The organism is Mumia spirodelae, assembly GCF_050632745.1.
In the GTDB taxonomy this organism is placed as follows: domain Bacteria; phylum Actinomycetota; class Actinomycetes; order Propionibacteriales; family Nocardioidaceae; genus Mumia.
Genome location: NZ_JBODSD010000005.1, coordinates 192,795 through 209,636 on the forward strand (window position 1 = coordinate 192,795; position 16,842 = coordinate 209,636).

At 71.0% G+C, this 16,842-nt stretch carries 15 protein-coding genes; 13 read left to right on the forward strand and 2 right to left on the reverse strand.

Annotated features, from left to right (window positions below):
- Nucleotides 1–90 precede the first annotated feature (90 nt).
- The 8 genes from ACQSSQ_RS21035 (at nt 91) to ACQSSQ_RS21070 (ending at nt 9,820) form a co-directional block, all read left to right on the forward strand.
- Complete coding sequence (locus ACQSSQ_RS21035; RefSeq protein ID WP_431329093.1) at nt 91–3,159, forward strand: CoA transferase; 3,069 nt, start codon at nt 91–93, stop codon at nt 3,157–3,159.
- 101 nt (nt 3,160–3,260) lie between these two features.
- Nucleotides 3,261–3,878: a TetR/AcrR family transcriptional regulator gene (locus ACQSSQ_RS21040; RefSeq protein ID WP_431329094.1), complete on the forward strand. Its 618-nt coding sequence runs from the start codon at nt 3,261–3,263 to the stop codon at nt 3,876–3,878.
- A 71-nt stretch (nt 3,879–3,949) separates the two neighbouring features.
- Nucleotides 3,950–4,720 (forward strand): enoyl-CoA hydratase/isomerase family protein, encoded by a 771-nt coding sequence (locus ACQSSQ_RS21045; RefSeq protein WP_431329095.1) that lies wholly within the window; start codon nt 3,950–3,952, stop codon nt 4,718–4,720.
- 126 nt (nt 4,721–4,846) lie between these two features.
- Entirely contained in the window at nt 4,847–6,061 is a 1,215-nt protein-coding gene (locus tag ACQSSQ_RS21050; protein WP_431329096.1) for an acetyl-CoA C-acetyltransferase, read from the forward strand.
- Between the two features lie 21 nt (nt 6,062–6,082).
- Nucleotides 6,083–7,228 (forward strand): acyl-CoA dehydrogenase family protein, encoded by a 1,146-nt coding sequence (locus ACQSSQ_RS21055; RefSeq protein WP_431329097.1) that lies wholly within the window; start codon nt 6,083–6,085, stop codon nt 7,226–7,228.
- Between the two features lie 50 nt (nt 7,229–7,278).
- Nucleotides 7,279–7,713 carry a nuclear transport factor 2 family protein gene (locus tag ACQSSQ_RS21060; RefSeq protein ID WP_431329098.1) on the forward strand — a complete coding sequence of 145 codons (435 nt, stop codon included), beginning with the start codon at nt 7,279–7,281 and terminating at the stop codon, nt 7,711–7,713.
- Between the two features lie 11 nt (nt 7,714–7,724).
- Nucleotides 7,725–8,855, forward strand: a complete 1,131-nt coding sequence (locus tag ACQSSQ_RS21065; protein WP_431329099.1) for an acyl-CoA dehydrogenase family protein — start codon at nt 7,725–7,727, stop codon at nt 8,853–8,855.
- Nucleotides 8,852–9,820 (forward strand): acyl-CoA dehydrogenase family protein, encoded by a 969-nt coding sequence (locus ACQSSQ_RS21070; RefSeq protein WP_431329100.1) that lies wholly within the window; start codon nt 8,852–8,854, stop codon nt 9,818–9,820. Before ACQSSQ_RS21065 ends, ACQSSQ_RS21070 begins: the two co-directional genes overlap by 4 nt.
- Nucleotides 9,821–9,890: 70 nt before the next feature.
- Here the strand turns inward: ACQSSQ_RS21070 and ACQSSQ_RS21075 are convergent, their stop codons facing one another.
- A complete protein-coding gene (locus ACQSSQ_RS21075; protein ID WP_431329101.1) occupies nt 9,891–11,021 on the reverse strand; it encodes an acyl-CoA dehydrogenase family protein in 1,131 nt (376 codons plus the stop codon).
- Nucleotides 11,008–12,045 (reverse strand): acyl-CoA dehydrogenase family protein, encoded by a 1,038-nt coding sequence (locus ACQSSQ_RS21080; protein ID WP_431329102.1) that lies wholly within the window; start codon nt 12,043–12,045, stop codon nt 11,008–11,010. The genes ACQSSQ_RS21075 and ACQSSQ_RS21080 overlap by 14 nt, the downstream gene beginning before the upstream one ends.
- Before the next feature lie 126 nt (nt 12,046–12,171).
- Here ACQSSQ_RS21080 and ACQSSQ_RS21085 point away from each other — a divergent pair, with 126 nt between their 5' ends.
- Genes ACQSSQ_RS21085 through ACQSSQ_RS21105 form a run of 5 tightly spaced genes read left to right on the forward strand, consistent with a single transcriptional unit; the run spans nt 12,172 to nt 16,811 of the window.
- Nucleotides 12,172–13,752 carry an AMP-binding protein gene (locus tag ACQSSQ_RS21085; protein ID WP_431329103.1) on the forward strand — a complete coding sequence of 527 codons (1,581 nt, stop codon included), beginning with the start codon at nt 12,172–12,174 and terminating at the stop codon, nt 13,750–13,752.
- 59 nt (nt 13,753–13,811) lie between these two features.
- Nucleotides 13,812–14,576, forward strand: coding sequence for a beta-ketoacyl-ACP reductase (locus ACQSSQ_RS21090; protein WP_431329104.1), 765 nt, complete (start codon nt 13,812–13,814; stop codon nt 14,574–14,576).
- Nucleotides 14,573–15,751: an acyl-CoA dehydrogenase family protein gene (locus ACQSSQ_RS21095; protein ID WP_431329105.1), complete on the forward strand. Its 1,179-nt coding sequence runs from the start codon at nt 14,573–14,575 to the stop codon at nt 15,749–15,751. Before ACQSSQ_RS21090 ends, ACQSSQ_RS21095 begins: the two co-directional genes overlap by 4 nt.
- A gap of 9 nt (nt 15,752–15,760) precedes the next feature.
- The gene (locus tag ACQSSQ_RS21100) at nt 15,761–16,366 is read left to right on the forward strand and encodes an FAS1-like dehydratase domain-containing protein (RefSeq protein WP_431329106.1); all 606 of its coding nucleotides are present in this window, start codon (nt 15,761–15,763) and stop codon (nt 16,364–16,366) included.
- Nucleotides 16,359–16,811: a hotdog family protein gene (locus tag ACQSSQ_RS21105; RefSeq protein ID WP_431329107.1), complete on the forward strand. Its 453-nt coding sequence runs from the start codon at nt 16,359–16,361 to the stop codon at nt 16,809–16,811. The genes ACQSSQ_RS21100 and ACQSSQ_RS21105 overlap by 8 nt, the downstream gene beginning before the upstream one ends.
- The last annotated feature ends 31 nt before the right edge of the window (nt 16,812–16,842 follow it).

The window sequence follows — 16,842 nt, forward strand, 5'->3', positions numbered from 1 at the left end:
ACAACTCCTGGCGAAATGGCTATCTTTCGATATCGACGTCAAAGTTATAGTTCGTGTCCCGTACGGCGCAACAGCCCTGGAGGATGAGACGTGCCCCCTCTGACCGCACCCTTGAGCGGTATCACCGTCCTCGCCTTCGAGCAGGCGGTGTCGGCGCCGTACGCGACGCGCGTCCTCGCCGACCTCGGCGCGCGGGTGATCAAGGTGGAGCGCCCGGGCACCGGCGACTTCACCCGATGGTTCGACCAGGACGCCGGTGGTCTTGCGACGCATTTCGTGTGGCTCAACCGCAACAAGGAGTCGATCGCCCTCGACGTCAAGGACCCTGCCGCCCGCCCGACGCTCGAGGCGCTGCTGGACCGCGCCGACGTCGTGATCCAGAACCTGGCACCCGGAGCGGCTGCCCGCCTCGGTCTCGACGCCGAGAGCCTCGTCGCCGCGCGCCCGCACCTGGTGGCCGTCGACATCTCGGGCTACGGGCACGACGGGCCGAACGCGCACCGACGTGCGTACGACCTTCTGGTCCAGGCCGAGTCCGGGTCGTGCGCCTCGACCGGCTGGCCCGGCCATCCTGCACGTCCGGCGATCCCGTCCGCGGACGTGGGCAGCGGCCTCATGGCTGCCGTGTCGGTGCTCGCGGCGCTCCAGGCCCGTCACGAGCACGGGCGTGGCGCTGCGCTGCGCATCAGCATGTTCGACGTCGCCACCGACTTCCTCGGCTTCTCCCTCCTGCACGCGCTCTACACCGGCCAGGAGCGTCCGCCGCACGGCATGAGCTCCCCCACGGTCGCCCCGTACGCCTCGTATCCGACCCGCGACGGCCGATCAGTGGTTCTCGGCACCACCAACGACGGCGAGTGGCAGCGGCTCACACGCGACCTCGTCGGCCGCAACGACCTGGCCGAGAACCCTGACTACGCGACCAACGACCGGCGCTGGAACCACACGGACGCGATCAACGCCGAGATCGCGCGGTGGACGGTCGAGCACGACGCGGAGGAGATCTGCGCCCTTGCCGACCGGGCCGGCATCGGGAGTGCCGTCCTGCGGAGCGTGCCGGAGGCGGCCCGGCACCCCGAGATCGTCGAGCGTGACCGTTGGACGCAAGTCGACTCTTCCGTCGGTCCGGTCGCCAGCCTGCGCGCGCCCATCGAGTCACCGGCATGGGCGCAGCCGCTCAACGGCGTCCCCGGCCTCGGCGAGCACACCGACGCGATCCTCGCCGAGCTCGGGCTGTCGTCCGGCACCGAGCACCTGCGCGACGGTCTCGAGCACTGGGCTGCCACGGACCCTTCACGCACCGCGCTCGTCGACCCCGTGCGGTCGTGGTCCTACGGCGAGCTCGAGCAGGCGGTGGCGGTCGCCGTCGGACGCCTGCGGCGCTCGGGCGTACGCCCGGGCAGCGCCGTCCTGATCGTCGCTCCCGTCTCGGCCGCCGCGGTCGTCGCGTACCTCGCGGTCCTCCGCACCGGCGCCACCGCCGTCCTGCTCGACCGCCGGTGCGGCGATGCCGACGTCCGGCACGCGGTCGCGCCGTACGGGGCCGACCTTGTGGTCTCGACCCGGGACCTCGTCGCACGTCTGGGCCTTGACCAGCTCGGCGCGGAGGTGCGCGACCTCGACCGGCTCGGCACCGAGGGCGACCCGGACCGGACGTGGCTCGAGCCGGACCCGTCGGCACGGGCCGCGGTGTTCTTCACCTCAGGTACCACCAGCCGCCCGAAGGCGGTGCTCCACGCGCTCCGGACGTTGCGCGCCGGCGCCCGCAACATGGCGACGACTCTCGGCTTCGGCGAGAGGGACTCCGCGTTCCTCAGCAGCCCGGTTGCCAGCATCACGGGCGTCATGCACGTCCACCTGGCCGTCGACAACGGCGGCAGCCTCGTGCTCGAGGACAGGTTCGACCCGCCGCAGTCCCTTCGGCGCGTGCTCGAGCACGGGTGCACGACACTCGGCGGCGCACCGATCATCGCCGAGGAGCTCTTCCGGGAGGCTCGCCGCCAGCAGCTCGACAGCCTGCCGATCCGTGCCGTCGCGCTCGGCGGCGCCATGATTCCGCGTGACCTGCTGGAGCTGGCGACCGACCGGTGGGGCATCGTCGCGAGCCGGGTGTACGGCTCGTCGGAGGCTCCGGTGGCGACGTACTCGCTCCCCTCCGACACCGGCGACGCGCGACTCGTCGACGACGGCGCGCTCGGTCCGGGGACGGAGATCGCGATCGACCCGTCCGGCGAGGTCCTCGTCCGCGGCCCGATGCTGTTCCTCGGGTACGCCGACGCCACGGACCAGGCCGAGGCGTTCACCGACGAGGGCTGGTTCCGCACCGGCGACCTGGGACGGCTCGTGCACGATGCCCACGGGCACGAGCGCCTGGTCGTCACCGGGCGTCTCAAGGAGGTCGTCGTCCGCAAGGGGCTGAAGGTCTCGCTGCCGGAGGTGGACGAAGCCGCGCGGCTGCTCCCGGACATCGAAGAGGCAGCCGCGTACGCCGTCCCCGACGCCGCGACCGGCGAACGCCTCGCCCTGGCTGTCCGCCCCGCACCGGGTACGGACGTGAGCCTCGACGGGGTCACGCACCACCTGCGGGTCGCCGGGCTCGCCACGCACAAGCTTCCCGAGGAGGTCGTCGTCTGGGACGCTCCCCTCCCGCGCACCGCCACCGGCAAGGTGCAGCGCAGGGCGCTCACCACGGGTGGCGCACGCCGACTCCTCGCCGCACGCCTGAGGGATTCTTCGAACAGCAAGGAGAGCAGGGTGGACGACACGACCGGCGCACGGTACGCGCGGGTGAGCACGCTGATGGCCGACTACGCCGTACTGGTCGACTCGCGTGACGCCGAGGGATGGGCGGACGTGTTCATGCCGGACGGGGTTCTCACGTTCGCGGGGCGCCGCGTCGAGGGACGCGAGGCGCTCGTGGCGTTCGGCGCGGCCTCGACACCGGGGATCCACCTCGGCGGGTCACCGACGATCACCGAGGACGGCGACGTGCTGAGGGTGCGCTCGCAGTTCGTCTTCGTCCCGTCGGACGGCTCCGGCATGCTCGCCGGTTCCTACCACGATCGTGTGGTCGACGACGGGACGACAGCGCGCCTCGCGGAGCGCGCGATCGAGATCGTGTCGCACGTGAAGGGCCCCCGGGCACATCCACGCGCGTGACGGACCGGCCGACGCACTGCGCTCCTGCACCGTTCACCGCCCGCGCTGCAGCGGCGTGACCCGCTGTGTACTCTGACGTCGCAATCGAAGGAGGACGTGAGATGGTCGACAACGCGCCGCGGTCCGCGAAGGGCCGCCGCACCCGCGTGCGCCTCTTCGAAGCCGGCAAGACGGTGTTCGAGCGCGACGGCTTCCTCCAGGCCAGGATCAGCGACATCTCCGCCGAGGCGGGCGTCTCGCACGGCTCGTTCTACCACTACTTCGACTCCAAGGAGACCCTGTTCCGGGAGATCGCCGAGCAGGTGGAGGTCCGCCTGGTCGGTATGGACGACCTCACCCTGGAGGGCGAGCAGCCGCCGGCTGTCGAGCGGATCCGGGCGGCCAACCGCGCCTACCTTCGCGCGTACAAGAAGGAGGCGAAGATCATGCGGGTGATCGAGGAGGTCAGTCGCTACGACGCCGAGGTGCAGGCGGTCCGCAAGCGTCGCGACGACCATCTCGCCTCGCGGATGGAGTCCTCGATCGCGAAGCTGCAGAAGAAGGGCCTCGCCGACCCCCGCGTGGACGTGAGGTACGCGGCCACCGCTCTCGGCAGCATGGTCGCGCGCTTCGCCGAGGAGATGTTCATCCGAGGCGGCGACTTCGAGATCAACGAGGCTGTCGAGCAGCTCACCCTGCTGTGGTGCAACGCCCTCGGCATCGCGTCCGACAAGGGTTGAGCCACAGAAGCAATATTGACGTCGACTAAGGTTTTGGCGCAGACTGGGGACCTCCCAGAGAAAGGCGCGCCATGCCCCAGGACGTCATCACCGTCGAGGTCGACGACACGGTCGCCGTCGTCACCCTCAACCGCCCCGACTCGCTGAACTCGTCGAATGCGGACCTGCACGCCCGGCTCGCGACGATCTGGGGCGAGGTTGCCGCGATCGACGGTCTCCGCGCGGCGGTCCTGACCGGCGCTGGTCCCGCGTTCTCCGCCGGCGGCGACTTCGGGTTCCTCGACCGGATGGTGCGGGATCGACAGCTGCGCGAGGACGTGATGGCCGAGGCCGCGGAGATCGTGCGCGCCGTCATCGACTTCCCGCTCCCCCTGATCGCCGCAGTCAACGGCCCGGCCGTGGGTCTGGGAGCGAGCCTCGCAGGCTTCGCCGACCTCGTCGTGATGGCGGAGAACGCCGTCCTGGCCGACCCTCACGTCTCGCTCGGCCTGGTCGCCGGCGATGGATCGGTCATGACCTGGCCGATGCACATGGGTCTGCAGCGCGCCAAGGAGTGGATCTTGCTCGGCGGCAAGATGTCGGCCGAGGAGGCACTCCGACTCGGCCTCGCCAACCGCGTCGTGCCGTCGGGCGAGGCACTCCCCCAGGCCGTCGAGCTGGCCAAGCGCATCGCGGCGATGCCGCCGCAGTCCGTGCGCCGAACCCTGCACGCCCTCGACAAGCCGCTGCGCGACCTCATCGACCGCAACCTCACCGACGTCCTCGCCGACGAGACGCAGTCCTTCGACGAGCCCGAGTTCCAGGGGAACCTGGAGCGGCTCGTCTCGCGGTCGCACCGCTAGCCGCACCACGCGTACGGGACCTCCCTGCGGAGTGGTCTCGGCTCATTATTGACTTCGACGTCGAAACTAGCAATCGTGACCCTCAGGTCCCGCGGTTTCGTCGTCACCCCACGCAGACACAAGGAGATGCACGTGCCAGACGCGGTCGTCGTCGCTTCCGCCCGCACCCCGATCGGGCGGGCTCACAAGGGTTCGCTGGTCGGCATACGCGCCGACGACCTGGCCGCCACGGCGGTGCGCGCGGCGCTCGACAAGGTCCCCGGGCTTGAGCCCGAGCGCATCGAGGACCTCTACCTCGGCGCGTCCAACCACACCGGGGAGCAGTCCCAGAACCTCGGCCGTCGCGTCGCGGTCCTGCTCGGCCGCGACGACCTCCCCGCCGTCACCGTCAACCGCGCCTGCGCGTCGTCGATCCAGACGACACGGATGGCCTTCCACGCGATCCGCGCCGGCGAGGGTGAGGCGTTCCTGTCGGTCGGGGCCGAGAGCGTCTCGCGGTATCTCCCGGCGCCGACCGGCACCGAGCACCCGGACTTCGCCGCCGCGCAGGACCGGACCGCGCAGCGGGCGACCGGCGGCCGTGGCGCATGGCGGGATCCGCGCGAGGTGGGCGAGCTCCCCGACTACTACATCCCGATGGGCCAGACCGCCGAGAACGTCGCCGAGCACTGCGGCATCAGCCGTGAGGACCAGGACGCCTTCGCCCTGCGCTCCCAGCAGCGCTACGCCGAGGCTGCCGACGCCGGCTTCCACTCGCGGCTGATCGCACCGGTGAAGCTCACTGACGGGACGTCGGTGGAGCACGACGACTCTCCTCGACCCGGCACGACGCTGGACGGCCTCGCGGGGCTGCGGCCGGTCTTCCGCCCCGGTGGCACCGTGACTGCCGGGAACAGCTGCCCGCTCAACGACGGCGCCTCCGCCCTCGTGGTCGTGAGCGACACACTCGCCGCCACCCTCGACGTACCGGTCAAGGCGCGGGTGCTGGGCACCGCCGTGTCCGGGCTCTCCCCCGAGATCATGGGCCTCGGCCCGGTCGAGGCCACCCGTCGCGTGCTCGAAGGTTGCGGCCTGAAGACCGGCGACCTGGACGTCGTCGAGATCAACGAGGCGTTCGCCGCCCAGGTGCTGGCGTCGCAGCGCGCGCTCGGACTCGACGAGGACAAGGTCAACGTGCACGGCGGGGCCATCGCGCTCGGCCACCCGTTCGGCATGACCGGTGCCCGGCTCATCGGGCAGGCGATGCAGATCTTGCACGAGCGGGACCTCGAGCTCGCACTCGTCACGCTCTGCGTCGGGATGGGCCAGGGCATGGCGATCGTGCTGCAGCGGACCGCCTGACGAGCGACGGAAGGACACGCCATGCGTAGAACGTTGTACGACCAGGAGCACGAGGACTTCCGCCTGATGGTGCGCAAGTTCCTCCGCGACGAGGTCGCTCCCGTCTACCCCGAGTGGGAGGACGACGGACTCGTCCCCCGGTCGTTCTTCGAGCGCCTCGGCGAGCTCGGTGTGATGGGACTGACCATCCCCGAGCAGTACGGCGGCGCCGGCGAGGCGAGCTACCGCTTCGGAGCGGTGCTGAGCGAGGAGGTGTCGGCGGCGCTGGTCGCCACCGGCCCGCTGCGGTGCCACCTCGACGTCGTGCTGCCGTACTTCCTCGCCTACGCCGACGCGGAGCAGCGCGAGCGCTGGTTCCCCGGCCTCGCGTCGGGGCATCTCCTGACCGCGGTCGCGATGACCGAGCCGGGTGCCGGGTCGGACCTCGCGGGCATCCGCACCCGGGCCCGGCGCGACGGGGACCACTACGTGCTCGACGGCGCGAAGACGTTCATCACCGGCGGCATGCTGGCCGACCTCACGATCGTGGTCGCCCGCACCTCCGACGAGGAGAACCCCCGTCACGGGCTCACGCTCCTGGTCGTCGAGTCCGGCACGGACGGCTTCACCCGCAGCGGCCCGATGAAGAAGCTCGGCATGCACGTGCAGGACACGGCTGAGCTCTACTTCGAGGGGGTCCGGGTTCCTGCCGCCAACGTCCTCGGCGAGGAGGGGCGTGCCTTCGAGCACCTCGGCAACAACCTGCCCAAGGAGCGCCTCGGCATCGCCGTGACGGCAGTGGCCAACGCCAAGGCGGCGGTCGAGCTGGCCAAGGGGTACGTCACCGAGCGCACCGCCTTCGGCAGGCGCGTCTCGGAGTTCCAGAACACCCGCTTCGAGCTGGCGTCGGCAACGACCGAGCTCGACGCGGCTCAGCTCATGGTCGACCACGGCGTGGCCGAGCTCGACGAGGGACGCCTCACGCCCGTCGACGCGGCGAAGATCAAGCTGTTCGCGACCGAGGTGCAGGGCCGCACGGTCGACCGTTGCCTCCAGCTGTTCGGCGGGTACGGCTACATGGCCGAGTACCCGATCTCGCGCCTGTACGCCGATGCGCGGGTCACCAGGATCTACGGCGGCACCAGCGAGGTCATGCGCACGATCATCGCCAAGTCACTGGGAATCTGACCCGCACCACGAACCCCGCACACAACCGAATCCGAGCACAGAGGTGAGAAGTGGACACCAGCACCATGGCGGACATCATCGAGATCCAGCAGCTGCTGGCCCGGTACGCCGTCCGCATGACCCAGCACGACGTCGAGGGAGTCGTCGAGGTCTTCGCCCCGGGCGGGACGTACAGCGCCTTCGGTGACGTCTACAGCACGACCGACTTCCCGCTCCTCATGGAGGCGGCCCCTCGTGGCCACTACACCACGGGGATCCCGCTGCTCGAGATCGACGGCGACACCGCCACGGGAGTCCAGACGCTCTCCTTCGTGGCGCAGACCGACCACGCGATGCGCATCGGCTACTACACCGACACCTACACGCGCACCGACGCGGGCTGGCGGCTGCAGACGCGGGCGATGACGTTCCTGCGTCGCGACGGCTCTCGCGACTCGGGGCGGCCGCACGATCCGCGACGTCCCGCCCCCAGCAGCGCGAGCTGAGGCGCACCACGGTGGACCTGCAGACGTTCCGTACCGACCTCGACGCGTGGGTTGAGGAGCATCGCGCGCAGCTGACACCCGCTCCGGGTGGAGAGGGCAGCCTCGCGGACCAGCTCGCTCACCTCTCGGTCGTCAAGCGGCTCGCGTACGACGCGGGCTTCGGCCGGTGGGGCTGGCCGGAGCGGGTCGGCGGGCTCGGTGGATCCCCGCTCTACCGCGCGCTCCTCGGCGAGCGCCTCACGGCGGAGGGGATCGTGCAGCCGGGTGGATGGTCGATGACCGAGGTCCTCGCCCCGACGATGATCGACTTCGCCCCGCCGGAGCTGGCGGCCGCGGTGGTGCCGCTGCTGCTGCGCGGTGAGGAGCACTGGTGCCAGGGCTTCTCCGAGCCCGGCACCGGGAGCAACCTCGCCGAGCTGTCGTGCCGGGCGGTCCGCACCGACGACGGCTGGAGGGTCAACGGCCAGAAGGTGTGGACCAGCCATGCACACCTCTCCGACCGCTGCGTCCTCCTCACCCGTACGGGGACACGTGAGTCGCGGCACCGCGGCATCACGGCGCTGTTCGTGGACATGGACACGCCCGGCATCACCGTGCGCCCGCTGGAGACCATGCACGGCGTCGACGAGTTCTGCGAGGTCTTCTTCGACGACGTCCTCGTCCCTGCCGACCGCCTCCTGGGTGACGTCGACGGCGGCTGGGCGGTCGCGATGGACCTGCTGCCGTACGAGCGCAGCACGGCTCTGTGGCACCGGGGTGCCTACGTCCGGCGGCGGTTCGAGGAGCTGCTGGACACCGCCGACCCCGGCGCGCTCGACCCGGCGGACGTCGGCAACGTCGCACTCCAGCTGTTCGCGCTGCGCGCGGTCTCACGACGCACCCAGCACCGCCTTGCGGACGGCGACCGGCTCGGCCCGGAGACGTCGGTGGACAAGATCCTCCTCGGGACGGCGGAGCAGGCGGTCTTCGACCTCGTCGCGACCGGTCTCTCCGACGAGGTCGTCGCCGGCACCGACTCCACCAGCGCTCGGTGGCGCTCTGACTTCTTGTACTCGCGGGCCGCGACCATCTACGGCGGCACCAGCGAGATCCAGCGCAACGTCCTGGCACGCCGTGTGCTGGGACTCGGGGAGGAACCGTGATCGACACCAGCGAGCGAGCGCTCTTCGCCGAGACCGTCGCGAAGGTCTTCGAGCGCACCCCAGACGGGACGGACCACGACGTCGACGGCGATCTGGCGGCCGTCGGCTGGCACGACGCGCTCGCCGCGTGGGGCGGGCCTGCGATCGGGATCGTCCTCGGCGCCCAGGGCCGGGCTGGCGCGACGTCGGGGGCGATCGACGACGTGGTCGGGTCGGCACTCGGCCTCGAGGCTTCCCAGGCGGTCATCCTCCCCCGCCTGGGGGCCCACGAACCCCCGGCGACCGCCGGCGCACGGGTCGTGGTGGACGGGACCGCGACGGCGCGCGTGCTCCGAGCCGAGCGCGCCGCCGTCGTGGTCCGCGGTCCGGACGGTCTGCGCGTCCATCACCTTCGGACCGATCGCCTGACGGTAGAGCCGATCCGCGGCCTCGACCCCGATGCGCACCTCTGCACGGTCACCGCCGAGGTGCCGCACGAAGACCTCGATGGCGGGTCGGACGCGGACTGGTCGTACGCGACTGCTCTGGGACGGCTCGCGCTCGCGTCCGAGCTCGTGGGCGTGGGCCGTGCGATGCTGGACCTCGCGGTGGAGCACGCGACGTCGAGAGTCCAGTTCGGTCGGACGATCGGCTCGTTCCAAGCGGTCCGCCACCGACTCGCGGAGGCGTTCGTCGCGCTCGAGGGTGCCTCGGCCGCGGCGGAGGCGTGCGGCGACGCCACGCCCCTTCGCCCGTCGGAGGCAGCGATGACCAAGGCGTTGGCCGGGACGGCCGCACGGACCGCTGCGCGCCACGCCCAGCAAGTTCTCGCGGGGATCGGCTTCACCGCCGAGCACCCCTTCCACCGCTCCTTCCGCCGAACGCTGCTCCTCGATCGCATCCTCGGCTCCAGCCGGAGCCTCGTCCACGAGGTCGGCGAGATCACGCTGGCGACGAGGCGCGTTCCCATGGACCTGCCGCTGTAGGAGCGCGATCGGCCCGACGACGCGGGGCCCGGCGCCGATCGGCGCCGGGCCCCGCGTCGTCGGCGGTGCGTCAGGACGGCGGGAGCCCGAGGATCCGCGTCGCGATCAGGTTGCGCTGGATCTGGGCGGTCCCGCCCATCACGCTCTGAGCTCGGCTGTAGAGGTAGGTCTTCAACCACGTGTCGTCCTCCCGCTCGGGGTGGACACGGCTCGCCTTGAGCGCGGCGTGCCCGACCTGCTGCTCGACCTCGGTCATCAGCAGCTTGTCGACCGACCCCTCAGGTCCGTGCGTGATCCCACCGAGGCGGTCCGACAGCCGTCGGCGAACGTGGAGCCGCAGCATCTCGGTGCCGACCAGGGCCCATCCGAGAGTGCCGAGGTCGTCCTCGGAGTACGCGGACGGGTCGGTCCGTGCGACCTGGACGAGCTCTTTCGTCGCCTTGCTGTAGCGGGAGACGAAGCCGAGCTCGCCAGGCTCGCGCTCGTGGCTGACGACGGTCATCGCGAGAGGCCAGCCCTCCCCCGGCTCGCCGACCATGTCGACCGCTCGGGCGCGGGCACCGTCGAAGGTCACCTCGCCGAACTCACGCGTGATGCCGTTGATCATCCGCAGCGGCCGCTGCTGGATGCCGGGCTGGTCCATGCGGACCGCGAAGGCCGAGATGCCCTTGTGCTTGGGTGCGGACGGGTCCGTACGCGCGAGGACCAGGCACCAGTCGGCCTGGTCGGAGTAGCTCGTCCAGACCTTGTGCCCGGTGATGACGAAGTCGTCGCCGTCGCGCTCGGCGCGCGTCCGAAGCGTGGCGAGGTCCGAGCCGGCCTCCGGCTCGCTGAAGCCCTGGCACCAGCGGTCACGACCGCTGACGATCCCGGGCACGAACCGGCGCCGCACCTCCTCGCTGCCGTGCCGCATGATCCCTTGGACCAGGTAGCCGACGCTCGGCCTCGGGGGCGCGCTGGCCGCGGCGAGCTCCTCGTCGAGGATGACGTCGTAGACCGACGGCAGGTCCCGTCCACCGACCGATGCCGGCCAGGACATGCCGAAGTAGCCGGCGTCGTACAGCGCGCGGTGCCACTGTGGCTGCCCCGCCCAGTAGTCGTCGGAGGTCGAGGAGGCGGGCAGCCCCGGGTTGTTCTCCTCGAGCCACGTGCGGAGGCCGCGGCGGAACTCCGCCTCGGCGCGCGAGTCACCGTAGTCCATCGTCTCCAGCCTTGAGTCCGTGCCGGGCGAGGACGAACGCGAGGCTCGCGCCGGCCCCACCCAGGATTTCGCTCGAGTGCAACGCTCGACGCAGGTACACGTGCGCCAGGCACTCCCACGTGTTGCCGATCCCGCCGTGCACTTGGATCGCGGTCTCGCACACCGTCCGCGCCGCCCGGCTCGTGTACGCCTTGGCGTGCCGCGCGGCGAGCAGCGCTTCGTCGGGCGGAAGGGCGTCGACGGCCCATGCCGCGTGGAGCGCGAGGCTGTACGCCCCCTCCGCGGCGACGTGCGCGTCGGCGATGAGGTGCTGGACGGCCTGGAAGGCACCGATCGTCGTGCCGTACTGCTCGCGCACCAGCGCGTAGTCGCGGGCGAGCTCGACCGCTCCCCGCATGACGCCGACAAGGTCCGCCGAGAGCACGGCGAGCGCCAGGGCCTGCCACGCGACGACGTCGTCCTCGCTCAGCGAGGTCGTACCGCCGAGGGGTTCCGGGGTGCACCGGACCGAGGCGATCGGTCGCGTCAGGTCGAGGCGGACGACGGCCGAGTCCAGCGGGACCCTCCCGAGCGTGTACCCGTCACTGGCAGGCTCGAGGACGAGCGCAGCGGTGCTCCCGGCGGTGTCGACGGCGATCACGTCGTCCGTCGCGACGGCACCTGCACGGCCGGCGAGGTCAGCGAGGTTCGCGGTGAGCGCGACGGTCGTGCCCTCGACCTCGACGTGCCCCGCGCGGCGGGCGAGGTCGCCCGCGACCAGCGGGCCCAGGTAGGACGTGTCCGCCAGGGACCGTGCGAGCTCCTCGGCCACCAGGGCCGCCTCCACCCCCGAAGCCAGCGGCGCGCCCGACTCGTCGTCGGGCAGCCGCAGCTCACGCCAGCCCGACGACGAGACGGCCGCGTCGAGCTTGGCGGCCCGCTCGGTGTCGTCGAGGTCGCTGACGTTGCGAGGACCCCAGGTCTGAGCCAGCTTGCGAGCGGTCTCCTTCAGGTCGACCTGCTCCGGCGAGAGCCGTACGTCCACTTGCACCTCCGTCGGTTTCCGTGCCGGCGCACGCCTTTGGCCGGCGCACTTCCGAAGCACCCACATGTAAGTCTATATTGACGTCGAAGTCAAATACGACCCTTCCCCTCGAGGAGGAGATCCCGAATGCCTGATCCCGACGACGGATGGCCGAGCATCGCGGCGATGCTGCAGGCGTCCGCGCACGAGCACGCCGATCGGGTCGCCGTGGTCGACGGCGACCGGACGCTCACCTACAGCGAGCTCTTCACGGAGTCCCGCCGCTTCGCCGCGGCGCTGGTCGCCGACGGCGTCGAGCGGGGTGACCGCGTCGCCATCTGGGCGTTCAACTCCACCGAGTGGATCGTCGCGGTGCTGGGGATCCACCAGGCCGGCGCCACGCTCGTCCCGATCAACACCCGCTTCAAGGGGCTCGAGGCCGGCGACCTCCTGCGACGCGGAGGGGTCGGCGTGCTCGTGACCGTGACCGACTTCCTCGGGACCGACTACGTGGACATGCTGCGGCGGACGGCCGGCGACCTCCCTGACCTCCGCACGATCGTCGCCGCCCGAGGCCCGGCGACCGCGCCCTCGGTGCTCTGGTCGGACTTCCTCGACCGTGCGACGGCGGAGACGCTCCACGAGATCGACCTGCGTCGTGACGCGATCGGCGCGGACGATCCGGCGGACATGCTCTTCACGTCGGGGACGACCGGCACACCCAAGGGCGTCGTCGCCACCCAGGCCCAGACGCTGGCGGTCGCTCAGGACTGGGCACGGATGACCCTCCTCCAGAAGGAGGACCGCTACCTGATGGTCAACCCGTACTTCCACATGTTCGGTCTGAAGGCGGGCATCCTGACCAGCGTCTCGGTCGGAGCATGCATGCTTCCCGTCCCGGTCTTCGACGTGGACGCGGTGCTGAGCGCCGTCGAGGCAGAGCACGTCACCGTGCTCCCCGGCCCTCCGACCCTCTACCAGTCGATCCTCGACCACCCGTCGCGCTCTGCCTGCGACCTCTCGACACTGCGGGTCGCCGTGACCGGCGCCGCGGACATCCCGGTCGATCTCGTCCGCCGGATCTACGCCGAGCTGCCGTTCGACTTCGTCGTCTCCGGCTACGGGCTGACCGAGGCCGGCACTGCGGCGAGCACCCTCCCGACCGACACGCCCGAGAAGATCGCGACCACCGTCGGCACGGCGCGCCCCGGCTTCGAGATCCGCGTCACCGACGAGTTCGACGCTCCGGTCCCCGACGGCGACGTCGGACAGATCCTTCTGCGGGGGCCGTCGGTGATGAGCCGCTACCTGGACGACCCGGCCACCACCGCGTCCGTGCTGACGGCCGACGGCTGGCTGCGTACCGGCGACCTCGGTCGCGTCGACGACGACGGATACCTGGCCATCGTCGGCCGCACGAAGGAGATGTTCATCGTCGGCGGCTTCAACGCCTATCCCGCCGAGATCGAGGCGATCCTCATGCGACACCCGGCCATCTCCGCGGTCGCGGTGGTCGGCGTCCCCGACGAGCGGCTCGGCGAGGTCGGGATGGCGTTCGTCGTCGCTGCGGAGGAGCTCGACCCCGCGGAGGTCATCGCCTGGGCGCGGGAGAACATGGCGAACTTCAAGGTTCCTCGCCAGGTCCGGATCATCGACGAGCTGCCGCTCAACGCGACAGGGAAGGTGCAGAAGTCGGCACTGCTCGAGCGCGCGGACAGCCGACCTTGACCCATGATCGGCTGTCGACCTATTTTGACTTCGATATCAATTTCATAGGAGAGGACGTCATGAGGAGATTCCAGGACCGGGCCGCGGTGGTCACCGGGGCGGCACGAGGGCTCGGCGCGCAGATCGCGAAGGAGCTGGCGGCCGAGGGAGCTCGGGTCGCCGTGGTCGACCTCGACGAGGAGCGGACCGCACCCGTCGTCAAGGAGATCCTCGCCGCCGGCGGCGAGGCCATCGGCCTGGGGGCCGACGTCGGCGACACCGACCAGGTGGAGGCCGCCGTGGCTCAGGTCGTCGACGCCTTCGGCGCCGTGCACATCTTGGTCAACAACGCGGGCATCACCCGGGACAACCTCCTCTTCAAGATGACCGACGAGGACTGGGACACCGTGATGCAGGTACACCTGCGCGGGACCTTCGCGATGACGCGGGCGGCCCAGCGCTCGATGGTCGAGCAGAAGTACGGCCGCATCGTCAACCTCTCCTCCACCGCCGCCCTCGGCAACCGCGGCCAGGCGAACTACTCCGCCGCGAAGATGGGCCTGCAAGGGTTCACGAAGACGGTCGCCCTCGAGCTCGGCCCGAGAGGCATCACCTCCAACTGCGTGGCCCCGGGCTACATCGACACCGAGATGACCCGCGCCGTCGCCGAGCGCGTCGGCGTGCCGCTGGAGGAGCGCCTCGCCGAGTACGCGGCCCGGATGCCGATGCGACGCGTCGGCCAGCCTGAGGACATCGCCAACGCGGTGCTCTTCTTCGCCGACGAGCGCTCGAGCTTCATCACCGGGCAGGTGCTCTACGTCGACGGCGGGCGGTGGCTGGTGTGAGCCCTGTTCCTCCTGCCGACGACCTGCCCAGCGAGGAGGAGATCCGTACGGCCGTGCGCGACCTCGCCGGTCGCTTCGACGACGCGTACTGGGCGAAGCTCGACGAGGCAGCCGAGTTCCCCTGGGAGTTCTACGACGCCTTCGCCGAGGCAGGGTGGCTGGGCATCGCGATCCCCACCGAGTACGGCGGGGCGGGCATGGGCATCACGGCTGCGTCGGCGCTGCTGTACGAGATCGCCGCCTCGGGTGCGGGCATGAACGGCTGCAGCCCGTTCCACCTCACGATCTTCGGGCTCAACCTGGTCGCCAAGCACGGTGGGGAGGCCCTGTGCCAGGAGCTCCTCCCCCGCGCCGCGGACGGGAGCCTCCACGTGTGCTTCGCGATCACCGAGCCTGATGCCGGCTCCGACACCAGCCGCATCCGCACCCACGCGCGCCGAGACGGCTCCGACTGGGTCATCAACGGACGCAAGGTCTGGATCACCAAGGCGGGGCAGTCGGAGAAGGCAGTGATGCTGGTGCGGACCAGCGCGGCTCCGCCAGGGGGCCGACCGACCGACGGGCTCTCGATGTTCGTCGTCGACCTCGGCTCCGACGCGGTCGAGATGAGGGCGATCCCCAAGATGGGCCGCAACGCGGTCTCGTCGTACGAGCTGTTCATCGACGACCTGCGGGTCCCCGGCTCGGCGCTCGTCGGCGAGGAGGGCAAGGGGTTCCGCTACCTCCTCGACGGGATCAACCCCGAGCGCATCCTGCTGGCGAACGAGGCGCTCGGCATCGGACGCGCCGCGCTGCGCCGGGCCGTGGCGTACGCCAAGGAGCGGATCGTCTTCGACCGTCCGATCGGCCAGAACCAGGGCATCGCCTTCCCGCTCGCCGAGGCGTCGATGCGCCTCGACGCCGCCGAGGCCATGGCCCGGATCGCTGCCGAGAGGTACGACCGGGGCGAGCCGTGCGGGCGTGAGGCGAACGCGGCGAAGTTCCTGTGCGCCGACGCAGGCTTCCAGGCGGCCGACGCCGCGCTGCAGACGCACGGGGGGTTCGGCTACGCCCGGGAGTACCACGTCGAGCGCTACTTCCGAGAGTCGCGCCTCATGCGCATCGCACCCGTCAGCCAGGAGATGGTGCTCAACTACATGAGCGAGCACGTCCTGGGCCTCCCCAAGTCCTACTGAGGAGCAGCGATGACACCACAGAACGACTCCTCGAGCTGGGAGCAGGACTGGCAGCCCGTGATCAACCGCGTCGGCGAGCTGCTCGACGACGACGTGTGGCGGTTCGGTCCCGATCGCGTCGAAGCGGGCGCGATCCGGCGCTTCCTCGAGCCGCTCGAGCTCGACTCCGCCCTCCACACCGATGGCGAGGTGGCGAGGGAGCACGGCTGGCCGGACGTCGTCGCGCCGTACACGTCGGTGTGGACGTTCATGATGCCGCCGACCTGGACACCCGCGCACGGCGTCCTCTACCCCGACGACGCGGGACGCGACTCCCAGCCGGCGTGGAGCCCGATCGGCGACGACGTGATCCCCGGTGCCCCGCCGACGAGCGGGGTCTTCGGCAGCGACCTCTCGCTCGAGTTCGATCGACCGCTCCACGTCGGCGAGCGGGTCGCCGCCGGTCCGCGGCGGCTCGTGGCCTGCACTCCCAAGCAGACGAAGGTCGGCCGCGGCGCGTTCGTCCGGTTCGAGCGCGACGTCGTGGTCGAGTCGGGCGAGCGGGTGTGCCGGATGACCGGCGAGATCTACCTGTACGACCCCCATCCCGCCGACGAGGAGCCCGTCCATGACTGAGACACCGCAGCGCACCTCGCCGCGGCAACGCACGTACGAGGAGGTGGAGGTCGGCGACACGCTGCCGGTCGTGACGTATCCGCTGCCGGTCCACCGGCTGGTCCTCGCCGCCGGCGGCACGCGGGACTACACCGCGATCCATCACAACGACGCGTACGCGCGGGCGACCGGGGCTCCGGCCATGTACGCGAACGCGATCCTGCTCCAGGGGATGTGGGAGCGCGCCGTACGGGACTGGATCGGCAGCGCGGGCACCGTGCGTGCTCTGCGCGGCTTCCGAATGCGCCGGTTCACGCTGGTCGGATCGCTCGCTCGCGTGGAGGGCACCGTCGTCGACAAGCGCCGCGAGCGCGAGACGGGCGTGGTCGAGATCGCGATGCGCACCCTGGTCGAGGACGCCGTCACGGTCGGGCCTGGGACGGTCGTCGTGACGCTGCCGGGCTGACACTCCGGACAGCCGCTCGCCGTACGACGGG

Excerpts from the sequence above, each read along its gene's own strand:
- ACQSSQ_RS21040 (WP_431329094.1), top strand. The coding sequence starts at position 3,261 with ATGGTCGACAACGCGCCGCGGTCCGCGAAGGGCCGCCGCACCCGCGTG.
- ACQSSQ_RS21045 (WP_431329095.1), top strand. The coding sequence starts at position 3,950 with ATGCCCCAGGACGTCATCACCGTCGAGGTCGACGACACGGTCGCCGTC.
- ACQSSQ_RS21050 (WP_431329096.1), top strand. The coding sequence starts at position 4,847 with ATGCACGTGCCAGACGCGGTCGTCGTCGCTTCCGCCCGCACCCCGATC.
- ACQSSQ_RS21055 (WP_431329097.1), top strand. The coding sequence starts at position 6,083 with ATGCGTAGAACGTTGTACGACCAGGAGCACGAGGACTTCCGCCTGATG.
- ACQSSQ_RS21075 (WP_431329101.1), bottom strand. The coding sequence starts at position 11,021 with ATGGACTACGGTGACTCGCGCGCCGAGGCGGAGTTCCGCCGCGGCCTC.
- ACQSSQ_RS21085 (WP_431329103.1), top strand. The coding sequence starts at position 12,172 with ATGCCTGATCCCGACGACGGATGGCCGAGCATCGCGGCGATGCTGCAG.
- ACQSSQ_RS21090 (WP_431329104.1), top strand. The coding sequence starts at position 13,812 with ATGAGGAGATTCCAGGACCGGGCCGCGGTGGTCACCGGGGCGGCACGA.
- ACQSSQ_RS21100 (WP_431329106.1), top strand. The coding sequence starts at position 15,761 with ATGACACCACAGAACGACTCCTCGAGCTGGGAGCAGGACTGGCAGCCC.
- ACQSSQ_RS21105 (WP_431329107.1), top strand. The coding sequence starts at position 16,359 with ATGACTGAGACACCGCAGCGCACCTCGCCGCGGCAACGCACGTACGAG.